Below are 21,984 nucleotides of genomic sequence, written 5' to 3' on the forward strand. Positions count from 1 at the left end.
TTCAACGGCAGCGGGTCTTCTGAAAATGAATGAAGGCCGGTAGAAACACCGGCCTTCGCTTACAACTCAAATCCTTCATGCATGTGCGGAATCTCGATATCCCGGAAACCGATCGCCCGGAGCTTATCCCGGAATACTTCCTGCACCGGCAGGTCTCCGTGGACCAGAAATACCCTGCTGACCTTCTCCGGAGCCTGGTCCTGCAGAAAATGAATCATTTCCGCGTAATCAGCATGGGCAGAAAACGAGTCCATGACCTCCACATGGCAGCGTACCTGATACAGCTCCCCGAAAATCTTTACTTCCTGATCGCCCCGCTTCAGCGCCCCGCCAAGGCTGTCGGGCGAGCAGTACCCGACAATCAGAATGGTATTGCGCGGATCGCCGATGTTGTTTTTGATGTGGTGCTTGATGCGCCCGGCCTCGGCCATTCCCGAAGCGGAAATGATGATGCACGGGCCGCTGCGATCATTAATGGCTTTCGATTTTTCTACGCTTGTAACATAGTGGAGATTGGGAAAATCAAATGCATCCCCGTCTTTCTTGATGTAGGAAAGGATGGAGGGATTAAAGCACTCTTCGTGATCACGCATAACGGACGTTGCCCGTACCGCAAGCGGACTGTCCACATACACCGGCAGGCGCGGCAGCCGGTCTTCGCTTTCCAGCTGATCAAGGGCAAAAATGAGTTCCTGGGTGCGGTCGACCGCAAACGCCGGAATAATTACCTTCCCCTGCCGCTCCACGCAGGTTTCCCGTACAATATCCAGCAGGTGCCGCTTCATATCCGGTTCGGGCTCGTGGAGGCGATCGCCGTAGGTCGACTCGCAGATGATGTAATCCGCCTGCGGAGCTGACTCGGGTGAGCGGAGAATCTTGTCGTCCGGTCGCCCGATATCTCCCGTAAACCATACCTTCTTTTCTTCCCCGTTTTCCCGGACGGTGACAAATACGCTGGCACTGCCGAGGATATGGCCCGTATCATAAAACCGGACGCTTACTTCTTCGTTGAGGAAGAATGTTTCGTGGTAGTCAACCGTCTTGAACATGCGGATAGCATCCGTCACATCCTGCAGGTCATACAATGGTTCGAGGGCCGGCTCTCCGCGACGCTGGCGCCGTGCGTTGACCCGCTCGAGGTCCGTTTCCTGGATATGCGCGCTGTCGAGGAGCAGAATTTCCGCCAGATCCCGGGTGGCAGGCGTGCAATAGATATCGCCTTCGAACCCTTTCCGGATCAGCCGGGGTATCAGTCCGCAATGATCGATGTGTGCGTGCGAAAGGACGAGTACGTCTACCTTGACAGGGTCGAAACCGAACTCCTGGTTCATTTCCGTCGTCCCGATACCCTGAAAAAGTCCGCAATCGAGCAGTACCCGGAAGCCGGATTGCGTGGTGAGGAGGTGCTTGCTGCCGGTGACCGTCTGCGCGGCACCATAAAACTGAAGTTTCATAACGAAAAGAAGCTACTTGACAGAAATAATCGGACTGAGTACAGAGACGCCGTTTTCGTTAAACGCCTCGATCGCAAAGAAATACGGCACACCGACGTTCAGCGCGCGTATTTCCAGCGAGGATGGCTGGTCGTTCCAGACCTGCCAGGTTTGATATAGTTTATCCGGCGCGATACCCCAGCGAATGTTGTATCCGACAGCGCCCGGTACTTTGTTCCAACGGATATCGGCATTGCGTTCGTCTTTCTGGCGGACAGCCGAAAAGCCTCCCGGCACGGCAGGCGCCGGGCCGGTACCTTTTCCAAATACCCGTATGTCGCTGATAGCCAGGTTCGGACCGGCCGTGTAAACGTGTTCGTAACGCATGTACCTCGTGCGTACCGGTTGCGGAAGCTCGACATAGGCGCAGGCCCGGTCCCGCTTCGGCTCCCGGGTGAGGTCGGCCAGAAGCGACCAGGACTTCCCGTCAGCCGAGTGCAGAAGCCGGAACTGTGTGTAAACAGCCGTATCGCTGTTGAAAATCGTGTTTTTGTAATCGGTGTAATTGACCTGGACAGCGCGTACCTCCGCCGTTTTTTCGAGATCGATGGTGACGGTCTCTCCGCCTTTGTTTCGGGCGGCTACCCAGTATGTCCGCGGATTTTCGTCGGTCACAAAGCCGGCTCGGAGCGTATCACGGGTGGAAGAAGCCGTCGCCGGCTTCCGGTAAGAAAGCAGCATCCAGCCGGTGAAAAGGGCGTCTTTCTGCTGCCATTTGCCTGTTGGAAGATAGTGGGGGAAATCGCCAAAGCGCGTATCGGAAAAAAGCTGGTCGTCCTTATCAAACCCCGCCGGAAACATCGCTATGCGCCGTTCAAAATTCCAGTTGACGGCTATCCACGGAGTACCGGTATTCCAGTAGTTGCCGTGTACATCCTGAAAGGTATTGCCATGCCCGGCGCCGGTCATGAATCCACCGGGTTTGTAGGAGAACGGGTTGTAGGGCGCGTATTCCCAGGGGCCGAGCGGCTCCTTTCCGACATAGGTGCCGTTTGCGTAGACATTGTACTCAGTACCCGGCGCGCCGTACTGAAGGTAGTATTTCCCGTTGTGCTTGGTCATCCAAGCACCTTCCACAAAGGGCTTGATCAGGTCGGCGTGATTGGGGCCGAACCGCTCCCAGCCGTGTTTCCAGGGGTCGAGCCAGAGCATAGCCTGGTAAGGGCCGGCATAGGTGAGCCGGCGGTGATAGTCGAGCTCAGCGCCGAAAATCGGGTAAACATTCGACGACCCCCAGTACATAAACCACCGGTCCGTATCCGGGTCATGGAAGATAGCCGGGTCCCACGGGCCGATGTCTTTCGGAAGCCGGGGAAGCCAGCGGTTGTAAAACTGAAGCTTTCCTTTTTCAGGTTCGACGGAGTAGAGAATGGGGCGCTGCTCAAAAGTAGACTGAAAGAGAAACAGCGTATCCCGGACCGACAGCGCCGCCGGCGCGCACATGTCTTCAAACGGCCATTTATCAGGCACAACATAGTGCCAGTCGGACAGGTCTTTCGAATGCCAGTATCCCCCGGAAATCGTCACAAAAAGGTAGTATTCGCCTTTGTGCGTTACGATCACGGGATCAGCTCCGGACCGGTACGAGATCCGTTCGTTCAGTTGCTCAAAGTTGTACCGGTAACCGATGTCCATCGGATTACAGTATGTTTTTTGGGCGAAAGCGCTGATTCCGGGGAGGAGCCAGAGCAGTAACAAGCGGAATACAGACATAGGCAGGGGGATGATCTCACCTGCCACGAATCTAGGTTTTGTTTCAGGAAACCAAAAATAAGTTCAAAAATGTCACATGGCCGTCGCCAACGCCCAGACGTGCACCTCCCGGCAGCCGCTGTCCAGAAGCGCCTGTGCGCAGGCTTCGAGGGTGGAGCCGGTAGTGACGACGTCGTCGACCAGGGCAATCCGCCGGCCGGCGATCTGCTCACCCTCTGAGACGCGGAAGAGGGCATCCGTATTCCGGAACCGCTCCATGCGGGATTTATGCGTCTGGGTATCCGTCGCATGTTCTTTCCGGAGAATCTCCCCTGACCAGGGCGACTGAAGTACTTCGGCCAGTCCGCGGGCAATACATTCGCTTTGGTTGTAGCCCCGTTGACGGAGCCGGCTTTCGTGCAGCGGGACGGGTATGATCAGGTCGATCTGTTCCGAAAAACCGGCCTTCCGGAGCTCGGCGCCGAAAAGACGGCCGAGTACTTCCCCGACTTCCTGCCGGCCGTTGTACTTCAGTTGGTGCAGCAGGCGCTGTACCCGCCCGCCTTTGCGAAACCGGAGAAACGCATGTGCGCTGCCGACGCGCACCCGGCCTTCGAACTTTCCGGCTACCAGCGGATTTCCCGTTTCCGCGCTCCCGGTACGCGGAAGTTCGTACCGGCAAACGGTACAGATGGTGCGTTCTCCGTCGGTCAGGGCGTCCTGACAGGCCAGGCAGATTTCGGGGAAAAGCAGCCTGCGGAAGGCCTCCCAATATCGTTTCATTCGCAGGAAAAGTTTTTGGCTAACTTCGCAGGGAATTGAATCCGGACGAATGCCGTTCGGTAAGTCAGGCTGCCCTGCGCAGCGTTACATGAAAACAAGATGTCTCAGATAGAAGCTTTTAATGACTACAGAAGCCGCATGAATGAGCGGATTCTGGGCTCGGATAACCTGATTGTCAAGCGGTTATTTAACCTCGATACCAATACCTATGCCGACGGAGCGCTTGACGGCAAAACCAAGGAAATGATTGGCCTCGCCTGCTCCATGGTACTCCGCTGCGACGACTGCGTCAGGTACCACCTTGGCAAATGCTATGAACTGGGCGTGACCGAAGCCGAAATGCAGGAGATCTTTTCGGTGGCGACGGTCATCGGCGGAACGATTGTCATTCCGCACCTCCGGCGGGCAGTAGAATATTGGGACGAATTACAAGCAGCAGGCCATGGAGACAACGCATGACGATACCCGGCAGTGGGATGAGCTGCTCGACAAGCTCGAAGGACTCCTCGGGAAACGCCCGGGCGATCTGAATGGGGTCCTTTTCCTCATCGGCGTGCAGGAACTGGGCAAGGGCCACCAGTTTTTCACCAAAGAACAGAAGCAGGACCTCATGCATATCGCCATCTGTAAAGTATTGAGCTACAGCGGATACTATGAGCTGGAAGGACTCGATGCCGAAGGATGGCCGCACTGGAAACTGGTACAGAAGCTCCCGTTTGTAGACCTGCTGAGCCAGGAAAAATTATTAAAACAACACGTCGTCGAGTATTTCGAACGCGAAGGTATCTGAACCGGCCGGAACCGGTTTTCCCCCATGAAACTACTTACTTACAACGTCAACGGCATCCGTGCGGCGCTGAACAAAGGCTTTGCGGATTGGCTGCAATCGACCAACGCCGACGTCGTCGCCCTGCAGGAAGTCAAGGCCGACGAGAGCCAGATCAACCGGGCCGTTTTCGAAGACCTCGGGTACCATATTTACTGGAATGCCGCGGTCAAGAAGGGCTACTCAGGCGTAGCCGTTCTCACGAAGAAAAAGCCGCAACACGTGCAGTATGGCTGCGGGAAAGAGGTATATGACCAGGAAGGACGTATGCTGCGGCTCGACTTTGACGATTTTTCCTTCATGAGCCTGTACCTGCCGTCGGGTACTACGGGAGATATGCGGCAAGCCTTCAAAATGGAGTTCTGCCATGATTTTCAGGACTATATCGACGACCTGAAGAAAGAAGTACCCAACCTGATTGTTTCCGGCGACTACAATATCTGCCACCAGGCGATCGATATCCACAATCCGAAAACCAACGCGAATTCATCCGGTTTTTTGCCGGAAGAGCGGGAATGGATCGGAAAGTTCATGGAGAGCGGGTTTATTGACTCGTTCCGCCATTTCCACCCCGAACCGCATCAGTACACCTGGTGGACATTCCGGGCCGGCGCCCGGGAGCGGAACCTCGGCTGGCGGATCGACTACCACCTGGTTGCCGAATCGCTGCGGGATCGCCTCAAAGACGCGGCCATCTGGCCTGATGTCAAGCATTCCGACCACTGCCCTGTGATGCTCGAGCTTCATTGAAAAAAGGCATGGAGCAGGGGGCGGAGAGCATCCAGCAGGGTGTGTGCGAGTGAAAAGGAAAACAGAACTACGCCGATACCTGCCGGAAAGCCGGTCAGAAACCGCAGGGTATTGGTGCTGGTTCGCCAGCCGCGGTACTGGGTGTAGCCGTCGACTGCCAGGGGCAATACCAGCAATCCCCAGCGCAGATCGGCCGGAAGCCACCAGAACAGGACCGCGCCGGCGGCATAGCCGGCGTAAAGACCGGTACACCGGGCGCAGACGGGAAAGGGTTTTCCCCGCCAGAAAAAGGACCGGTCGGGGCGGTGATGGCAGGCAAACATACGGAAACGGGTGATTCGGGTATCCAATTTCGGCAGTATGGCCGAAACATCCGCCGGAATCATCCCCGCGATGTCAATAATTCCGGATATTTTTGGGCTTTGTCCTTTCATCAAGTTCGTATGGATCGTCAGCGTAACCTGGATCAGCTGTCAGGTCAGTCATTTGATCTGTGTATTATCGGCGGAGGAGCAACCGGTGCAGGATGTGCCCTGGACGCGGCTTTGCGGGGATTGAAGGTATGTCTCATCGAAAAGGAAGACTTTGCGGCTCAGACGTCGTCGAAGTCGACCAAGCTGATTCACGGCGGAGTACGCTACCTGGAGCAGGCCGTTAAACAACTCAGCCGGGAGCAGTTCCACATGGTCCGGAAGGCGCTCCGCGAGCGGAAAACCCTGTTGCGGAATGCGCCTCACCTTACCCGTCCGCTGCCCCTGCTGACGCCCTGCCACAACTGGTTTGAGGGTGTATACTACTCGATCGGACTGAAGATGTACGACTGGCTGGCCGGTTCCCGCAACCTGAGCCCGAGCCGCTGGCTGTCGAAAAAGCAAGTACTGGAACTCATCCCCCAGCTACAGACACAGGGTCTCCATAGCGCGGTGATGTATTACGACGGGCAACTGGACGACGCCCGTTTCTGCCTTGCCCTGATCCGCTCGGCAGCGCGCGAAGGCGCCGTGGTCCTGAACCATACCGAAGCCCTGGATTTCGGTCGCTCGAAATTCGGAAAGCTGAAAAGCGTGGAAGTCCGCGACCGCCTCTCCGGCAAAACCTATGAAATTCAGGCGAAGGTCTTTGTCAATGCGACGGGCCCCTTTGCCGACCATATCCGGGAAATGGCGAACCCGAAAATGCGGCCGCGGATGCGGGTCAGCAGAGGGTCGCATATTGTCCTGAAAAAGAGTCATTTGCCGGGAGATACGGCTATTCTGGTGCCGAAAACAGACGACGGCCGCGTGCTGTTTCTCATCCCCTGGCAGGAGCAGGTACTGGTAGGTACCACCGATCTCGAAGACCAGCTCAGCGAGACGCCGATGCCGACGGAAGATGAAACGAAGTACCTCATCGGCTACGTCAACCGGTACCTCAGCACGCCGATTACCGAAGCGGATGTCCGGGCGGGCTTCACCGGCCAGCGCCCGCTGATCGAGGCTATTTTCGCGAAGGATACCAAATCGCTTGTCCGTGACCATGAAGTCGAGCAGGATGATAAGTCCAAACTGATCAGTATTCTGGGCGGAAAATGGACAACGTACCGCCTGATGGCCAGCGATACCATCGACGCAGTGTGCGAGCAACTGAAAATTTCCGATCAGGAATGCCGGACGGAAAACCACATACTGATCGGAGGAGAAAAATACTCGCCCGCGCTGGAGAGCGAGCTGACCCGGACGTATGGCTTTGACAGCGATATTGCCCGGCATTTGCTTCACAAATACGGATCGGAAGCACTGGAAGTAGCCGCGCTGACGCGTGAGAATAGTGCCTGGAAAGCGCGCCTCGCCGACGGGCATCCGTTTATTCAGGCGCAGGTAATATTCGCTGCGCGGAAGGAAATGGCCTGTTCGCCGGAAGATATTCTCTACCGCCGGCTGGGCTTGGGATTGATGGACGCGGCAGCAGCGGAACAGGCCTATCCGGTCATTACCCGGCTGCTGACAGAAGCATAAAAAAAGCCCGGCAATTGCCGGGCTGTCATGTCCTTTGGGGTCGAAGATCAGTATTCGTCTTCGTTGAAGAAAAAGTCGTCCTTCGTAGGGTAGTCAGGCCAGATTTCTTCAATGCTTTCGTAAGGTTGCCCGTCGTCTTCGAGTTCTTGCAGGTTTTCGACCACTTCGAGCGGAGCACCCGTACGGATCGCGTAATCAATAAGCTCGTCTTTCGTTGCAGGCCACGGAGCGTCCTCCAAATAGGAAGCAAGTTCAAGTGTCCAGTACATGCGTTTTCCCTCCTATAAAAATAATGGGTTCAGAAAAATGACTGCAAAAGTAAGTCTTTTTTGGATAGCATAACGACTTACCCCTATTTTTCGCCTGAATAAACTAAAAAACGGATCAAAAAGAATACAGAGGCCCGAAAAAAATACGGATACTTCTCTTTTTCTTTTCTAAGCGTCTGATTATGAGTAAGCAACAAACGAGGAAGGTGGAAGTGTGCGCATATTCCCTCGAGTCATGTCTGGCGGCGGAAGAAGCCGGCGCAGACCGGATCGAATTATGCGCCTCTCCGTTTGAAGGAGGAACGACGCCTCCGGCAGGTATGGCCTATCTGGCAGTCCATGCGGTGTCATTGCCGGTCAATGTGATGGTCCGGCCGCGGGGCGGCGATTTCTGTTACGACGAGACGGAGTTTGCCGTCATGAAAGCGGAAATCGAAGCCTTCAAGGCCATCGGAGTGGCAGGCATCGTGCTGGGTATTCTGACGCCGGAAGGAGAAATAGACATTGCCCGTACCCGGGAACTGACCGAACTGGCGGCGCCGCTGCCTGTTACGTTCCACCGGGCGATCGATTTTGCCGTAGATATGGAAAAAGCCGTGGAAGACGTGATCGCGGCGGGTTGCCGGATCATCCTGACTTCCGGCGGGAAAGACAAGGCGCCGGACGGAGCAGAGACCATCGCCCGGATGGTTGCCGCCGCCGCCGGCCGGATCGACATCATGGCCGGAAGCGGAGTAAGTGGAGCGAACGCAACCAGGCTGTTGCAAACCGGAGCGGATGCCCTGCATCTGACCGGAAAGGTGGATCGGGATAGTGCCATGGCATTCCGCAAGCCCGGAATCGCCCTCGGCGGCGTGCCGTCGGTACCCGAGTATGCCATCTCGTATACGGACCCCGCGCGCGTGAAGGCTGTCGTAGATGCCGTCCGGCAATGGCCGGCCTGATTCCCGTGCATTTTCGTGCCGGAAAGAGGGTTTTCCCCCAAAGTTTGTACTTTTGAGAACCTGACGTCGGGGCGTTTTCGCTTCGCCGGGCCATGAAAAACTACGAAAAGTCTATGATCAGTATCAGCAAGAAAAAGGAAAATCCCTTTCCTGACGACCCTTTCCAGGCGCATTTCCGGCAGATTGGTTCCTCTATTGAACGGGGCGTCCGGCAGGATATCCGGGAAATCGGAACGAGAACCCTCGTCATCACCGGATCTCTCCTGGCCGCCTATGCCCTGTTCGAGTGGCTGATGCCCGGGGAAGAAGAACGCCCCGCAAAAACCGAAGAGCGCAGTACTCCCTCCTTTCTGGCGGAGACCGTGAAAGGATTGGCTGTACCGGTGCTGCTGCAGCTGGCCCGGGAGAAGCTCGTCGATGTTCTCGCTCATTTGAACCCTAAATCCAATGATAAAACCGATTCTGAAACAGTTTGAGACGCTTCGGGAACAGGGACGGAAAGCGTTCGCGGTCCTGATTGACCCGGATGACGTCCGACTGGATGAATTTCCGCTCCTGTTACAGCGGGCGGAAAAGGAGCAGGTAGATTATTTCTTTATCGGAGGAAGTCTCATTACCCAGTTCCACATGGGGGATATCATCGCCCTGATCCGGCAGCATACCCGGATTCCGGTGGTACTTTTTCTGGGTAGTAATATGCATGTGCACCCGGCAGCGGATGCGGTATTGTTTTTGTCCCTGATTTCGGGCCGAAACCCCGAATACCTCATCGGACAGCAGGTAGTGGCCGCGCCGATGCTGAAGAAATCCGGCCTGGAGGTACTCCCAACGGGCTATCTCCTCATTGATGCCGGCCGGCAAACCACGGCGTCGTACATTTCCAACACGACGCCCATTCCGAACGACAAGCCCGCCGTAGCCGCCTGTACCGCAATGGCCGGTGAAATGCTGGGCCTCCGGCTCACCTACCTTGACGCCGGCAGCGGCGCCCTGAAGGCGATTACGCCGGAGATGATTGCCGCTGTGCGCCAGTCGGTGGAGACCCCGATTATCGTCGGCGGAGGGATCGATTCGGCGCAGAAGGCCCGAACCGCTCTGGAAGCCGGCGCGGATGTGGTGGTAGTAGGGAACGGAATCGAGCGAAATCCGGATTTGCTGCCGGAAATCGCGGCGACCGTCCGGCACTACAATGCCCAATACGCATAAACCATAACTGGAAAAGACATAAGAAAAGCGGCTGGCTCATTCATGAGCCAGCCGCTTTTCTTATGTCCGAAATCGGATGATCAGGCGTTTTCAGCCTCTACCAGCTTCACTTCGGGAACCATCCGGGTCAGGAGATTTTCGATACCGGCCTTGAGCGTCATGGTAGACGACGGGCAGCCGCTGCACGATCCCTGAAGGAGGAGTTTTACGATACCGGTGTCTTCCTGGAAGGAGGAGAAAGTAATGGCGCCGCCGTCTGATTCGACGGCGGGTTTGACGTATTGGTCAAGTACCGCCTTGATTTTAACAACCGTATCCGAATCCTGCTCGCCGTTGACTACTTCGAGCTGGGCTTCGCCGGCAGCGCGGGTCAGGACGGGCTTGCCGCTGTCCATGTAGCGCTTGATGACCTGCTTGGCATCGAAGAGCACGTCGTCCCATGATGTTTCGTCATTCTTCGTGATTGTCACGAAGTTATAGGAGATGAAAACGCGGTTGACCCACTCAAATCCGAACAGCTCTACCGCGAGGGGAGAGTTTTTGTCGGGAGAAATGGCTTCGGATGCGTCGGCGTAATCGAACGTGCTGCCTTCCGGAACCAGTTCAAAATTGACGACAAATTTGATGGAGTTCGGATTGGGAGTCGATTCCGTATAAACAAGTACCTGTGGTCTGAGCATGACGATAGAAAGTCGTTTGGAGGGCGAACACCGCCGGGGCTGGAAAAGTTTGCCGGAGGAGCCGGTTTTAGCCGCCTGCAAACAGTTGATTTTCAGGCGTTGCACAAAAAAGCCTGTTCAGTGCAAACTGAACAGGCTTTTGAGAAGAAAAGAATACCTTACGCTTCTGCTTCAACGGGGACTACGCTCACGAAAGAACGGCCTTTCAGACCTTTCTTGAATTCGACAACACCGTCAGTAAGAGCGAAGAGCGTGTGATCTTTGCCGATACCAACGTTACGACCCGGGTTGTGCTGCGTTCCGCGCTGACGTACGAGTACGTTGCCGGCAATGGCTGCCTGGCCGCCGAAAATCTTCACGCCGAGGCGCTTGCTTTCTGATTCCCGGCCGTTTTTGGAGCTACCTACACCTTTTTTGTGTGCCATGGTTCTGTTCAGTTGGGGAGAAAGACCGGAATCATCCGTTTAACGGGATATCCGTATCCGTCACCTTTTTAAAGAGAAATTTCTTCAATGAGGATCTTCGTCAGGTCCTGACGGTGTCCGTTTTGCTTCTGATACCCTTTGCGGCGTTTCTTCCGGAAGACAATTACCTTTTCACCACGAACGTGGTTCAGGATTTTGGCTTTGACGCTGGCGCCGGCTACTGTCGGAGCACCTACTTTTACGTCACCACCATTGTCCACCAGCAGAACCTTATCCAGCACAAGGGCAGCACCCTCCTCACCCGCTAAACGATGCGTGTAGAGGTAGCGGTTTTTTTCTACTTTAAACTGCTGACCTGCGATTTCAACAATTGCGTACATTTTTAGATAAGATTTGGTCCTGAAAAATGGACTGCAAATATAGCTGAAACGTTTTGAAAATCAGCGTTCTGTTTCAAAAAAAATCAAAGATATTCCCGATGATTGTTTTTACTCCAGAATCCGCTGAATGTCATTTGCCTCCCGCAGGTACTCTTCGAAGCGCCCGTAGCTGTCGGACAGCATGAGTCCTTTGAACTTCAGCAGGTTATTGATGTATTCATCGAGTACGTCGAGCAGGTTATCCCGGTTTTGCCGGAAAATCGGGATCCAGGTTTCGGGCGAGCTCTTGGCCAGCCGCACTGTACTTGCGAAGCCGGAACTCGCCAGCTCGAAGATGCGATTGGCTTCCTTCTCTTTCTCCAGCGTGGTCAGCGCGAGGGCAAACGAGCAGATATGGGAAATGTGGGAGATGTAGGCCGTATGCACGTCATGCGAGACCGAATCGAACTCGGTAATCTTCATGCCGATGGCTTCGTAGAGGGCCTTGACGGTCGTTACAGCGTCTTCATCCGAATCGGCTGCGTCACAAATGACCGTGTATTTGTCTGTGAATAATCCGCGTATGGCTGCCTCCGGACCGGAGTACTCGGTTCCGGCCATGGGGTGCGTAGCGACAAAGCGCCCGCGCTTGGGGTGCTGGCGGACGGCTTCGACGATGGGCCGCTTCGTTGACCCGACATCGATGACGATTTGCCTGTCGACCCGGTCCAGTACGTAGGGAAGCAGCGTCAGCAGGGAGTCGACGGGCACCGCCAGGACGATGAGATCGGCCTGCTGGATGGCGTCATCGAGGAGGGCCATCTTATCGGCGAGTTGCAGTTCAAGGGCTTTGACGACGTGCTCGACCTGCTTGTCGACGCCGATGATGGTTTGGGCGAAGCCGGATTCCTTGAGAGCCAGGGAGAGCGAGCCTCCGATCAGGCCCATTCCGACGATGGATATGGTCATGAGGGGGTATGAATCTATAGTGAATGTTTTTGGAGCTTTAAGCCATAGGCGATAAGCGTTAAGCAAACTACTCGCACAGTCGGCTAATGCCAATAGCTTAAAGCCTACTGCTTATTGCTCAAAGCCTGCTGCCTAATCCTCCTCCCGGCTTCCTCAAAAACACGAACATCCGCGCAGAGCGAAATACGGATATAGCGGTCGCCCTGGGTACCGAAGATGCCTCCGGGTGTGATGAAGACATGCGCCTTGTGCAGGACTTCGTCCGACAACGCATAGCCGCTTTCCCAGGTATCCGGAATGCGGGCCCAGACAAACATACCCGTCTGCTGAGGATCATACCGGCAATCGAGCAGGTCCAGCAGTTCGAAAACTGCTTTCTGCCGCTCCCGGTAGATCGCATTCAGTCCGGCGTACCAGGAAGGAGGGTTTGATAACGCCTGTATAGCAGCTTCCTGCATCGGAAGGAACATACCCGAGTCCATATTCGACTTGAATTTCAGGACATTCGATAAAATCTCCGCGCCGCCGGCGAGTACCCCCATGCGCCAGCCGGCCATGTTATGGGACTTCGACAGGGAATTAAGCTCAACAGCGACTTCCTTCGCACCCGGTACCGAAAGGATACTCAGGTACTCCTCGTTCAGGATAAAACTATAGGGATTGTCGTTGGCAATGAGGATGTTATGCTCTCTGCCAAATGCTACGAGCTCTTCGTAAAGGGCACGGGTCGCTTTCGCTCCGGTAGGCATATGCGGGTAATTGACCCACATGACCCGGACGGCCGACAGGTCCGTTTGTGCCAGCGCTTTGAGGTCAGGCAGCCAGCCGGTTTCTTCCGACAGATCATAATTCCGCACTTCCGCACCCGCCAGCAGCGAAGCCGAGCGGTACGTCGGGTACCCCGGATTCGGAACAAGGGCTACGGTACCCGGCTCGAGGTAGCTCATCGCGATGTGCATGATTCCCTCTTTCGAGCCGATCAGGGGCAGTATTTCATTGACCGGGTTGAGATCCGCCCCGAAATACGTCCGGTACCAGTCTGCAAAAGCCTGACGCAATGCCGGTAATCCCACGTAGCTTTGATATGCGTGGTTTTTCGGGTCTTGCGCAGAAACATGAAGGGCCTCGATGGTTTGGGGCGAAGGCGGCAGATCAGGGCTGCCGATGCCCAGGTTGACCACATCAAGTCCCCGGCTTTTCATCTCGGCGATCTCTTTCAGTTTCGTCGAGAAATAGTACTCCTGTACCAAATTAAGCCTTTTTGCCGGCTGGATACTGGACGATGCCATGACTGTATGAAGGGGATAAAAACAAAAAAACCGAACCCAACAGGGCCGGTCGCGGAATGCACTCAATCAAAATGACAAATTCCTACCCGGCTCCTACGACATTGCGTAGTAGTAATAATAAGAAGCCGTGTAGTTGCGAGATGTCATGTTGCGTGATGGATGCGCTGCAAAAGTATCGGATAATTCCGTATTCTTCAAAATTGTGTATCTTTTTTCATAACGAATTGAACATCAGTTCTGTACCGGTTCCATTAACAGAAAACCAGCCAACCAAACCTACATCAGGCATCCCGAAATGCCCAACTCCTCCGTAACTTCACGGCATGGAAGACAAGCAGTTTGTGGTTTCGGCCCGGAAATACCGGCCGGTGACATTCGATTCGGTGGTTGGGCAGTCGCACATTACGACGACCCTGAAGAACGCCATCCGGACGAATCACCTGGCGCAGGCGTTTCTGTTCTGCGGTCCGCGGGGAGTCGGAAAAACTACCTGCGCGCGGATTCTGGCCAAGACTATCAACTGCCTCCGCCTCGACGATCACGTCGAGCCCTGCGGAGAATGCGAAAACTGCGTAGCCTTCCAGAACAATGCCTCGCTCAACGTCCACGAGCTCGATGCGGCGTCGAACAACTCCGTCGAAGATATCCGGAACCTGATCGATCAGGTACGCTACCCGCCTCAGATGGGGAGCAAGAAGGTATACATCATTGACGAAGTGCACATGCTGTCGACGAGCGCCTTCAATGCTTTTCTGAAGACGCTGGAAGAGCCGCCGTCGTACGCCATTTTTATTCTGGCAACGACGGAGAAGCACAAAATCCTGCCGACGATCCTCAGCCGCTGCCAGATTTTCGACTTCAACCGTATTCAGATCAAAGACATGGCCGACCACCTCGGCCGTATCGCGAACAACGAAGGGATCCGGGCCGAGTACGAAGCGCTTGAGCTCATTGCGCAGAAAGCAGACGGCGGGCTTCGGGATGCGCTATCAATGTTTGACCTCAATGTGACTTTTTCGAAAGACAACGCGCTGCACTACCGCGATGTCCTCGAAAACCTCCATATTCTCGACTACGATTACTACTTCCGGATGACCGACGCGCTCCTCGACGGCAGCGTTCCGGCTACCTGGCTGCTTTTTGATGAAATTCTCCGGAAGGGCTTTGACGGCCACCAGTTTGTGGTGGGCCTCCTCGAACACCTCCGGAATCTGATGGTCTGCAAAGACCCCGCGACAGTCCAGCTTCTGCAGGTATCTGCTTCGGTGCAGAACCGCTACCTCGAGCAGTCGGCGCGGGCATCCCTTTCCTTCCTGCTGTCGGCCCTGAGCCTGGGCAGCCAGTGTGATATCAACTACAAGCAGGCCAAGCAACAACGCCTGCATGTGGAAATCGCGCTTTCGAAGATGGCGCACCTGCCGGCGGTGCTGAACCTGGCAAGTCTGCCGTCGGAGCCTGCGGCCGACGGCGAAAAAAAAAAGCCGGTTGAGTCCGTAAGCACACCTGCCGAACCGAAAGGCGCGGCGCCGGTCGCGGTTCCGCAGCCGGAAGCCCCCGCTGCACCTGTAACCCCGCCAGCTCCCCCCGTTCCGCGCAAACCGGCTGTCTCCTCCCGGCTGAAAGCGACGATCGACCTCAACGACTTTGCCGAGACGTCGGAGAAAGAAACGGAAGTAGCCGAGGTAGTCGTCCGGCAAAACCAGGAATACACCGAAGAAGAGCTGCACAAGGCCTGGCATGCGTTTGTAGAACAGCGCCGCCAGGGCGGCTCGATGAGCGAAGTTGTGATGCTGGACCGCGCTTTTTCGGTCGAAAAACACGTCATTCAGTTGGGAGTTGACAACCCCGTTCAGCTGGAGCTGCTCAACGACCTGAAGACGGATCTGCTGACCTTTCTCCGCACAACCCTGAAAAACGGGCAGCTGCAGATACATGCCTTCGTGCTGGAACAACAGGTAAATCGCCTGCCGTACACCCAGTCGGAAAAATTCAGCTATATGCTCGAGAAAAACCCTGCTATTCAGGATCTTAAGAATTCCCTCGGGCTGGATTTCGACTGGTAACGCCCTGCTTTCTGCGGAAACGGCATCTCACCTGCCGGGGCAATACCTATCTTTGTGCCGCATTTCTTCCCGGACCGTCCGGCGATCCCCTTTCTCATGAAACAAATCGACGTCTGCTTCACTCCCGAATTGCTTTACCAGCATAAGATTGACAATGCCATTGTAGTTGTGGTGGATATTTTCCGGGCTACCTCCTGTATGGTGACCGGCTTTGCCTACGGAGTGGAAGGTATTATTCCTGTTGCGACGATCGAAGAATGCGTAGCACTGCGTGAAAAAGGGTATTTCGCCGCAGCCGAACGGAACGGCGTCACGCCTGATGGCTTTGATCTCGACAACTCCCCGTTCAGCTATATGAATGAGAAGTTTGCCGGCTCGACCATCGCCGTTACGACTACCAACGGTACCCTGGCGATTACCAAATCCCGCTCGGCGGTGAAAGTCATGATCGGGGCATTTCTCAACCTCGAAGCCCTGGCCGGCTACCTCCGTACGCAACAATATGACGTACTGGTGCTCTGCGCCGGCTGGAAGGGCAAGCCCAACCTGGAAGATACCCTGTTTGCCGGTGCATTGGTAGACCGTCTCCAAAATGATTTTATGATTTCGGAAGATGCCGCGCTGATGGCGCAGCGGTTATATGTACAGGCGCAGGGTAACCTGCCGGCCTTTGTGGCGAATTCTTCGCACGTACGCCGCCTGCATCGCCTGGGTATTCACAAAGACATTTCCTATTGCCTGCAACACGACCTGTACGATGTCCTGCCCGTTCTCCGGGGGAATCAGCTGGTTCGTATGTAAGCCCTTCCACCATCCAGATGAAAAAGTACCTCCTGCTCGGCCTCCTCGGCCTGATGACTTCCGGCGTATATGCCCAGAAGGCGAAACCCCGGAAACCTGCTCCCAAGAAAAAGGGATCAGTTACGGTGAAAACCGTCGCCACGCAAACAGCGCTTGACGCCCACCCGCTTCAATCCGGGCAGTCGTATGCCTATGATGTCGTGAATGGTTCGCTGACGAAGACAGATGCAGAAGAAACGGTTGGTACCAAAAAACGGTACTACGACGTCTATACCCTGTCGCTGAAAGAAGGAGAAGAGCTGCGGATCGAAGCGGCGTCGGACCGGTACCGGGTGGCGCTTCAGCTCAAAACGCCCGATAACCAGACCATTGCACGGGCCGATACGGCCGAATTTCCCGGCTTCAGTATTCAGAAGCTGGCGTATAAAGTACCGGCTACCGGTATTTACTCGCTGCGTATTTCGACGACAGACGCCGGCCCTACCGGCGATTACCTGATCCGGAAGTACCTGCTGCCGGGTACCCTCGAACTACCCGCCGCTACCGCTGACGCCTGCGAACGGCTGCATTTTCTCCTGGCGCACCATCAGGATCACTTCCTGAAACTGAAAGGTAAAAAGGGCAAAACCGATAAAAAAGCGGGGATCACCGAGCATTACGAAACCCCGTTTGCGTTCGTAGCTGGCAAACCGGCGGAAATTATCTTCGAAACGGAGCAGCAAAAGACGAAATACCTCAATGTACTTGGCGAGTTTCCGACAAAAGACGCCGCGCTGAAGGCCCATGCGGAATATGTCGCGCAATTGAAAAAATGCCTGGAAGGATGGCAGACGGATGAATTGTCCGGCGAAAAATTCCAGGAATTCAGCCTTTCGAGCTATACCGATTTCATTACTCTGACGGTGAAGGAAGTGGGAAAAAAGAAATTCCAGCTGGTCTTCGGGCTGGACTAACCATCTGGCCTGTTTTTCGAAAAGCCCCTGTCGCATTCCCGCGGCGGGGGCTTTTTTCATGCCGGAAACAGCAGGAGAGGTAATCAGCAAAAACGTCAAAAAAAAATGGGAAATTTCCCATTGTTGTTCGGAAAGGTTCGCCCTATATTTACCGCCAGACGCCTTTCTTTTTTACACGTAACTTTCTCAGGGACACCGGATAAATGCTTTCGCTGACGAGCTGTTCGGCGCAGGAAGTATTTTGTCCGGGAGATAATCAGAAACCGTTTCCGCGCTCCGGCGCCGGGAGCCTCCGTATGCCTTTTTAGTTGGAAAAGTCCCTTGTTACACGAATCGGAATGAATTATCTCAACCCTAAAAATCCCCCTGAATAACCCCCTGGATTGCGCGCAACAACTGCCTGCCGGACGACCCACGGCCCCAGGCAGCTGCCTGCCGGCTTTTTGCAATCGCCCAACCGAACGTAACCTACGGCCGGATGATCCCGTTTTCACGCTTTTTACCAGTAATCGCCCGGAAAAAAGCATACTTCGTCGTATAGACTACCCGGTTACCCGGGAAGGCTGGAAAGCTATGTCTTGCTGCGGGAAACGGGGATGTCCCGGGTCAGCCGGTTCCGCCTGATTACCCGGTTGTTGCAGGCCCGCCAGTACTGTCCTGCCGGCCGGATTCCTCACCTTCTTTACTACAAAACCTATGGCAACCTATTTGCGTCATAACGCGTGGAACAACGGTGGTAACTTCACCAATCTCGACCTTTTCTGGTATGCGAAAGGCGTCGAAAAGATGATGAGCCGGGGATTGAACGACCCGGCCAGCTGGTGGTTCTACGCGGCCATTCACGGCGAATATGTCAACCCCAATACTCCGTGGTACCCCCGGCCTCCCGCCTTTCCGGCCTGGGGGTATATCACGGCTCCGCCGCGTGTGCCGACCTCACCCCTGCCGGCGCCCGCCTCGCTGAGCCTCTACTGGAATCAGTGTCAGCATGGTAGCTGGTACTTCCTGCCCTGGCACCGCGGGTACCTGATGGCGCTCGAAGTACAGCTTCGGACGGATATTGTCAGCCTAGGTGGCCCGTCGACATGGGCACTGCCTTACTGGGATTATTTCGGAGGAACGAACGGCAATCAGTACCAGATGCCGCCGGCATTTGCCGCGAGAACGCTGCCCGACGGAAGCCTCAACGCGCTGTATGTCTCGATGCGGTACGGTCCGGATGGTAACCGGAATATTTACGTACCCACTCCGGCCGGCGCCGCTGCTCACCCCGGAGATCCCAACTTTCAGTATGGTATCGTGACGAAAGATGCCCTGAAGAATAATCTTTTTACCGGCTCTAATGCCGTGACGCCGCCTCCCGGTTTCGGTGGCCCTGAAACGGGCTTCTCGCACTCGGGACGGGCACATGGAAATTTCGAAAGCAATCCCCACGACCTCGTACACGTGTATGTAGGCGGGCAGGTTTCGGACACCGACTACGGTCTTATGGCTGACCCCGGTACCGCGGCGCTGGACCCGATATTCTACCTCCACCACTGCAATATCGATCGGCTGTGGGGCGTCTGGAATGCCAGCGGCAATGCCAACCCGACAAGCGCCGCCTGGCTCAACGGCCCCGCGACACGCAAATTTGCCATGCCAACCCCCAACGGGCAGCCGTGGTACTACACGCCGGCGCAGGTGCAAAACCTCAGCAACCTCAATTATTCGTATCAGGAGCTTCAGGCTCAGCCGATTCCGCATGCGCCGATCGTGGCAAAACGCCTGGAAATGCTCGGCGCAACCGAAGCGACCGCCAAAGCCACCAGCGAAGCCGCCACGACGGCAGTACCCAAGCAGCCCGAACTGCTGGGCGCCAGCGCCGGGCCGCTCACGCTGACCGGCAAAGGCGCGCATACTACCGTGAAGCTCGACGCCACCGAACGGCAGCATACCCTGAAGAGCTTCGCGCTGGCCGCCGATCACCTGCCGGATAAGGCGTTTCTGAAGCTGGAAAACGTCAGGGGAACGTTCGATGCCACAGCCCTGAGCATCTACGTGCCTACCACGGGTGGAAAGGAACTCCTCGCAGGTACCGTCGGACTATTTGGCCTGCGGCGCGCGAGCGTTCCCGACGGCGAGCATGCCGGGGAAGGGCTCACGTTCATCCTCGATATCACACCCATTATCGACCAGCTGCACCTGTCCAACGGGCTGTCGGGCGATACGATACCGGTTGATATCGTCCCGAACCGTCCTTTACCGGAAAATACCGAAATTCAGGTAGGCCGCGTCAGCGTTTACCGACAGGAGTTCTGATATGGTCTACACTACCCGGGAATACACGCAACTACAGAAAGCCGGCCTTGCCGTTAGTCTGGCCGCATGGGGTATCCTCCTGCTGCGGCCGGCGCAGGCTGCTTCGTGGTGCTGCGGGGGAGATTGCCTGACGCCTGTACAGACTGTGCTGGCTTGGGACCCGCCGTTTTCCCTGGTCGTCCGGATGGTAATGGCTTCATACGCGCCCGGTTCCCTTGCCGGGGACTGGGCGCTGATGCTGCCTGCGATGATGACGCCGACGCTCATTCCGCCGTTGTATCACATCAGGATCAGTAGCTTTGCGCGAAGGAGGGGGCGCTCAACCATTCTCTTTGCGATCGGCTATGGTCTTGTCTGGATGGCCGCCGGGGCTGTATTGCTCCTGCCGGGATTACTGACGCGGGCACTTATGCCCCAATCGTGGCTACCGGCTTTGTGCGCGGCGGCGGTTGCAGTGGTCTGGCAGGCGACTCCTGTCAAGCAGCGGAGTCTCAACCGCGCCCACCAGCACGATTCACTCGCGGCGTTCGGAACCGCGGCAGACAGGGATGCGTTCAAACTGGGAATCGATCACGGGCGCTGGTGCGTGGTCTCCTGCTGGGCGGCGATGCTCGTTCCGACGCTGCTCCCGCACGGGCACATGGCCGGAATGCTGGCCGTTGGCCTGCTGATGTTTTGCGAGCGGCTTGATCCGCCTGCCATACCTGCGTGGCGCCTGCGTGGATTCCGGACTGTGTTCCGGTATGTCGTTCTTCAATGGAAAAATGCCCGGATACCTGCGGCGCAAAACGATATGACTCAGGATGGATGATCCGATCGGAGTAAATGACGGCGCGCTTGCCGTCAGGGGGGCCGGTGCGCGGACGCTGGTTCGCCTCTCGCCCGACGGCCGGCGGGGGCTGCGACTGCTCGCGGAAGGCGGTGGCCGGCTGTATCTCCGGCTGGAAAACATCCGGGGTACGCGGGATGCGACCGTCCTCAACGTGTATCTCTTCGGTATGCCGGATGAGCCCGGCTCCCGGCTGGCGGGAAGCGCCGGCCTGTTTGGCCTCCGCCTGGCAAGCGTACCGGAGGGAGACAACCAGGGCGCAGGGCTGACGTTTGTCTTTGATGTGACGGCGTTATTGCCCGGGCCGGAAACAGACGCGCTGCCGGTGGGAATCGTGCCGGTGCACCCGTTGTCGGAGCTGTCGGATGTGGTGGTCGAACGGGTCAGTCTATTCTTCCGGCCAGCGGAATAAAAAAAGCCCCGGAACCATCCGGGGCTTTGCTTTTCAGGAATAGGTGGGTTCATCGCCGGGCTCTTCGAGTGATTGCCCGGACTGTAGGTTTTTCATCGTCCTGACGGGGTTTTGTTCGAAATGCTGCCCGATTTTGAGAATTCCGCCTACAATATGCATCCCCGTCATCCCCACCAGAAAAGACAATACATTCTGGAAGGAGGGGCTGATGTTCACCCATTTGCTGAGAAACGGGGTCAGGTATCCGGAGGCGAGCATGCCGACGATGAGCATGCCGGTCACTTTCCGGAGAGACAGTCGTTGTTCGGACTGATAGATCGCCGCGACAGCGCCGGCAAACCCGGCGGCGACGGCGGTAAGGCTCAGTCCCATTTCGATCAGAAACTGCTTGATTTCATTCATGGCTGTAGCGTGTCATAGGCGCAGCGGATCTACGCCGGCCAGGGCTTTTGCCCAGGTCATGCCTTTGAATTGAAAATGCGGCATATCCCGCTTCGCGCCCGGCCATTCGCCTCCCCATTCAATAAGGGGATCCTGCCGGGCGAGTGCCGCAAATTGCCGGAAAAGCTGTTCGCTCCAGTCTAACCCGGCGTCGGTCGTCCGGAAGCCGATGTCATAGGCCAGCGCAGGCGAGAAATTATGGAGGCTTTTGCCGGCAGGCGCATGCGTGACGACCTTATTCTGTGCCGGAGCAATTGGTCCCAGACCGGCGATTTTCCGCAGGCGGTTGACTTCTTCCGGCGTATTTCTTCCCTGCGCGTACAGGGCCGTCTGCTCTTCGGAAGAACGATGTGTTTCCGTCAATACGGGTACCGGCGCTCCGGGATACCGCGCCTGAAAGGCGGCGGCGGTGCGGCGGAAATGCGCCAGCAGATACGGATGGAGAAATTCGGGTTTTCTGCCCATGAAAATAGATCGATAAAGGAAAGGGCACGGCGATTCCGGT

Annotated in this window: 25 protein-coding genes; 13 read left to right on the forward strand and 12 right to left on the reverse strand. The window is 56.1% G+C overall.

Annotation, left to right across the window (positions count from 1 at the left end):
• Nucleotides 1-59: 59 nt before the first annotated feature.
• The 3 genes from BLR09_RS07755 to BLR09_RS07765 form a co-directional block, all read right to left on the reverse strand.
• Entirely contained in the window at nucleotides 60-1,454 is a 1,395-nt protein-coding gene (locus BLR09_RS07755; protein WP_093200017.1) for an MBL fold metallo-hydrolase RNA specificity domain-containing protein, read from the reverse strand.
• 12 nt (nucleotides 1,455-1,466) lie between these two features.
• Entirely contained in the window at nucleotides 1,467-3,206 is a 1,740-nt protein-coding gene (locus BLR09_RS07760; protein WP_093200019.1) for a family 43 glycosylhydrolase, read from the reverse strand.
• A gap of 72 nt (nucleotides 3,207-3,278) precedes the next feature.
• A complete protein-coding gene (locus BLR09_RS07765; RefSeq protein ID WP_093200022.1) occupies nucleotides 3,279-3,968 on the reverse strand; it encodes a ComF family protein in 690 nt (229 codons plus the stop codon).
• Between the two features lie 99 nt (nucleotides 3,969-4,067).
• On the opposite strand from BLR09_RS07765, the gene BLR09_RS07770 reads away from it, so the two are divergent.
• Genes BLR09_RS07770 through BLR09_RS07780 form a run of 3 tightly spaced genes read left to right on the forward strand, consistent with a single transcriptional unit; the run spans nucleotide 4,068 to nucleotide 5,544 of the window.
• Complete coding sequence (locus BLR09_RS07770) at nucleotides 4,068-4,427, forward strand: carboxymuconolactone decarboxylase family protein (protein WP_093200024.1); 360 nt, start codon at nucleotides 4,068-4,070, stop codon at nucleotides 4,425-4,427.
• Complete coding sequence (locus tag BLR09_RS07775) at nucleotides 4,411-4,758, forward strand: hypothetical protein (protein WP_093200026.1); 348 nt, start codon at nucleotides 4,411-4,413, stop codon at nucleotides 4,756-4,758. The genes BLR09_RS07770 and BLR09_RS07775 overlap by 17 nt, the downstream gene beginning before the upstream one ends.
• A gap of 24 nt (nucleotides 4,759-4,782) precedes the next feature.
• Complete coding sequence (locus BLR09_RS07780) at nucleotides 4,783-5,544, forward strand: exodeoxyribonuclease III (protein ID WP_093200028.1); 762 nt, start codon at nucleotides 4,783-4,785, stop codon at nucleotides 5,542-5,544.
• Here BLR09_RS07780 and BLR09_RS07785 read toward each other — a convergent pair.
• A complete protein-coding gene (locus BLR09_RS07785; protein ID WP_218126630.1) occupies nucleotides 5,538-5,978 on the reverse strand; it encodes a DUF2085 domain-containing protein in 441 nt (146 codons plus the stop codon). The two genes, BLR09_RS07780 and BLR09_RS07785, sit on opposite strands and share 7 nt — an antisense overlap.
• A gap of 9 nt (nucleotides 5,979-5,987) precedes the next feature.
• Between BLR09_RS07785 and BLR09_RS07790 the strand changes: the two genes are divergently transcribed.
• Nucleotides 5,988-7,538, forward strand: coding sequence for a glycerol-3-phosphate dehydrogenase/oxidase (locus tag BLR09_RS07790; RefSeq protein WP_176785491.1), 1,551 nt, complete (start codon nucleotides 5,988-5,990; stop codon nucleotides 7,536-7,538).
• A gap of 47 nt (nucleotides 7,539-7,585) precedes the next feature.
• Here BLR09_RS07790 and BLR09_RS07795 read toward each other — a convergent pair whose 3' ends face one another.
• The gene (locus BLR09_RS07795) at nucleotides 7,586-7,807 is read right to left on the reverse strand and encodes a DUF2795 domain-containing protein (protein WP_093200032.1); all 222 of its coding nucleotides are present in this window, start codon (nucleotides 7,805-7,807) and stop codon (nucleotides 7,586-7,588) included.
• Nucleotides 7,808-7,989: 182 nt separating this feature from the next.
• Here BLR09_RS07795 and BLR09_RS07800 point away from each other — a divergent pair, with 182 nt between their 5' ends.
• From BLR09_RS07800 to BLR09_RS07810, 3 genes are all read left to right on the forward strand, one after another.
• Nucleotides 7,990-8,751, forward strand: a complete 762-nt coding sequence (locus BLR09_RS07800) for a copper homeostasis protein CutC (RefSeq protein ID WP_093200034.1) — start codon at nucleotides 7,990-7,992, stop codon at nucleotides 8,749-8,751.
• Between the two features lie 92 nt (nucleotides 8,752-8,843).
• On the forward strand, nucleotides 8,844-9,227 hold the full coding sequence (locus BLR09_RS07805; RefSeq protein WP_093200037.1) for a hypothetical protein: 384 nt from the start codon (nucleotides 8,844-8,846) through the stop codon (nucleotides 9,225-9,227).
• Nucleotides 9,199-9,957, forward strand: coding sequence for a phosphoglycerol geranylgeranyltransferase (locus tag BLR09_RS07810; protein ID WP_093200044.1), 759 nt, complete (start codon nucleotides 9,199-9,201; stop codon nucleotides 9,955-9,957). Before BLR09_RS07805 ends, BLR09_RS07810 begins: the two co-directional genes overlap by 29 nt.
• Nucleotides 9,958-10,037: 80 nt before the next feature.
• Here the strand turns inward: BLR09_RS07810 and BLR09_RS07815 are convergent, their stop codons facing one another.
• The 5 genes from BLR09_RS07815 to BLR09_RS07835 all read right to left on the reverse strand — a co-directional run bounded on the left by BLR09_RS07815 (nucleotide 10,038) and on the right by BLR09_RS07835 (nucleotide 13,679).
• The gene (locus tag BLR09_RS07815) at nucleotides 10,038-10,637 is read right to left on the reverse strand and encodes a NifU family protein (protein WP_093201372.1); all 600 of its coding nucleotides are present in this window, start codon (nucleotides 10,635-10,637) and stop codon (nucleotides 10,038-10,040) included.
• A gap of 158 nt (nucleotides 10,638-10,795) precedes the next feature.
• Nucleotides 10,796-11,062, reverse strand: coding sequence for a 50S ribosomal protein L27 (gene rpmA / locus BLR09_RS07820; RefSeq protein ID WP_093200045.1), 267 nt, complete (start codon nucleotides 11,060-11,062; stop codon nucleotides 10,796-10,798).
• Nucleotides 11,063-11,130: 68 nt separating this feature from the next.
• Nucleotides 11,131-11,442: a 50S ribosomal protein L21 gene (rplU, locus tag BLR09_RS07825; RefSeq protein ID WP_093200046.1), complete on the reverse strand. Its 312-nt coding sequence runs from the start codon at nucleotides 11,440-11,442 to the stop codon at nucleotides 11,131-11,133.
• Between the two features lie 108 nt (nucleotides 11,443-11,550).
• Nucleotides 11,551-12,390, reverse strand: a complete 840-nt coding sequence (locus tag BLR09_RS07830; protein ID WP_093200047.1) for a prephenate dehydrogenase — start codon at nucleotides 12,388-12,390, stop codon at nucleotides 11,551-11,553.
• 104 nt (nucleotides 12,391-12,494) lie between these two features.
• Nucleotides 12,495-13,679: a pyridoxal phosphate-dependent aminotransferase gene (locus BLR09_RS07835; protein WP_093200048.1), complete on the reverse strand. Its 1,185-nt coding sequence runs from the start codon at nucleotides 13,677-13,679 to the stop codon at nucleotides 12,495-12,497.
• Nucleotides 13,680-14,002: 323 nt separating this feature from the next.
• Between BLR09_RS07835 and BLR09_RS07840 the strand changes: the two genes are divergently transcribed.
• The 6 genes from BLR09_RS07840 (at nucleotide 14,003) to BLR09_RS07865 (ending at nucleotide 21,038) form a co-directional block, all read left to right on the forward strand.
• Nucleotides 14,003-15,742 carry a DNA polymerase III subunit gamma/tau gene (locus tag BLR09_RS07840; RefSeq protein WP_093200049.1) on the forward strand — a complete coding sequence of 580 codons (1,740 nt, stop codon included), beginning with the start codon at nucleotides 14,003-14,005 and terminating at the stop codon, nucleotides 15,740-15,742.
• 96 nt (nucleotides 15,743-15,838) lie between these two features.
• Nucleotides 15,839-16,543: a 2-phosphosulfolactate phosphatase gene (locus BLR09_RS07845; RefSeq protein WP_093200050.1), complete on the forward strand. Its 705-nt coding sequence runs from the start codon at nucleotides 15,839-15,841 to the stop codon at nucleotides 16,541-16,543.
• Nucleotides 16,544-16,560: 17 nt separating this feature from the next.
• Nucleotides 16,561-17,496, forward strand: coding sequence for a PPC domain-containing protein (locus BLR09_RS07850; RefSeq protein WP_093200051.1), 936 nt, complete (start codon nucleotides 16,561-16,563; stop codon nucleotides 17,494-17,496).
• A 696-nt stretch (nucleotides 17,497-18,192) separates the two neighbouring features.
• Nucleotides 18,193-19,797, forward strand: coding sequence for a tyrosinase family protein (locus tag BLR09_RS07855; RefSeq protein WP_093200063.1), 1,605 nt, complete (start codon nucleotides 18,193-18,195; stop codon nucleotides 19,795-19,797).
• Between the two features lies 1 nt (nucleotide 19,798).
• Nucleotides 19,799-20,608, forward strand: coding sequence for a copper chaperone (locus BLR09_RS07860; protein ID WP_093200066.1), 810 nt, complete (start codon nucleotides 19,799-19,801; stop codon nucleotides 20,606-20,608).
• On the forward strand, nucleotides 20,601-21,038 hold the full coding sequence (locus tag BLR09_RS07865; protein WP_093200069.1) for a DUF7868 domain-containing protein: 438 nt from the start codon (nucleotides 20,601-20,603) through the stop codon (nucleotides 21,036-21,038). Before BLR09_RS07860 ends, BLR09_RS07865 begins: the two co-directional genes overlap by 8 nt.
• Nucleotides 21,039-21,071: 33 nt before the next feature.
• Here the strand turns inward: BLR09_RS07865 and BLR09_RS07870 are convergent, their stop codons facing one another.
• Nucleotides 21,072-21,440 (reverse strand): hypothetical protein, encoded by a 369-nt coding sequence (locus BLR09_RS07870; RefSeq protein ID WP_093200072.1) that lies wholly within the window; start codon nucleotides 21,438-21,440, stop codon nucleotides 21,072-21,074.
• A gap of 12 nt (nucleotides 21,441-21,452) precedes the next feature.
• Nucleotides 21,453-21,944 (reverse strand): M15 family metallopeptidase, encoded by a 492-nt coding sequence (locus BLR09_RS07875; RefSeq protein WP_093200074.1) that lies wholly within the window; start codon nucleotides 21,942-21,944, stop codon nucleotides 21,453-21,455.
• Between the last annotated feature and the right edge of the window lie 40 nt (nucleotides 21,945-21,984).

It is taken from the genome of Siphonobacter aquaeclarae, from assembly GCF_900103285.1.
Taxonomy (GTDB): domain Bacteria; phylum Bacteroidota; class Bacteroidia; order Cytophagales; family Spirosomataceae; genus Siphonobacter; species Siphonobacter aquaeclarae.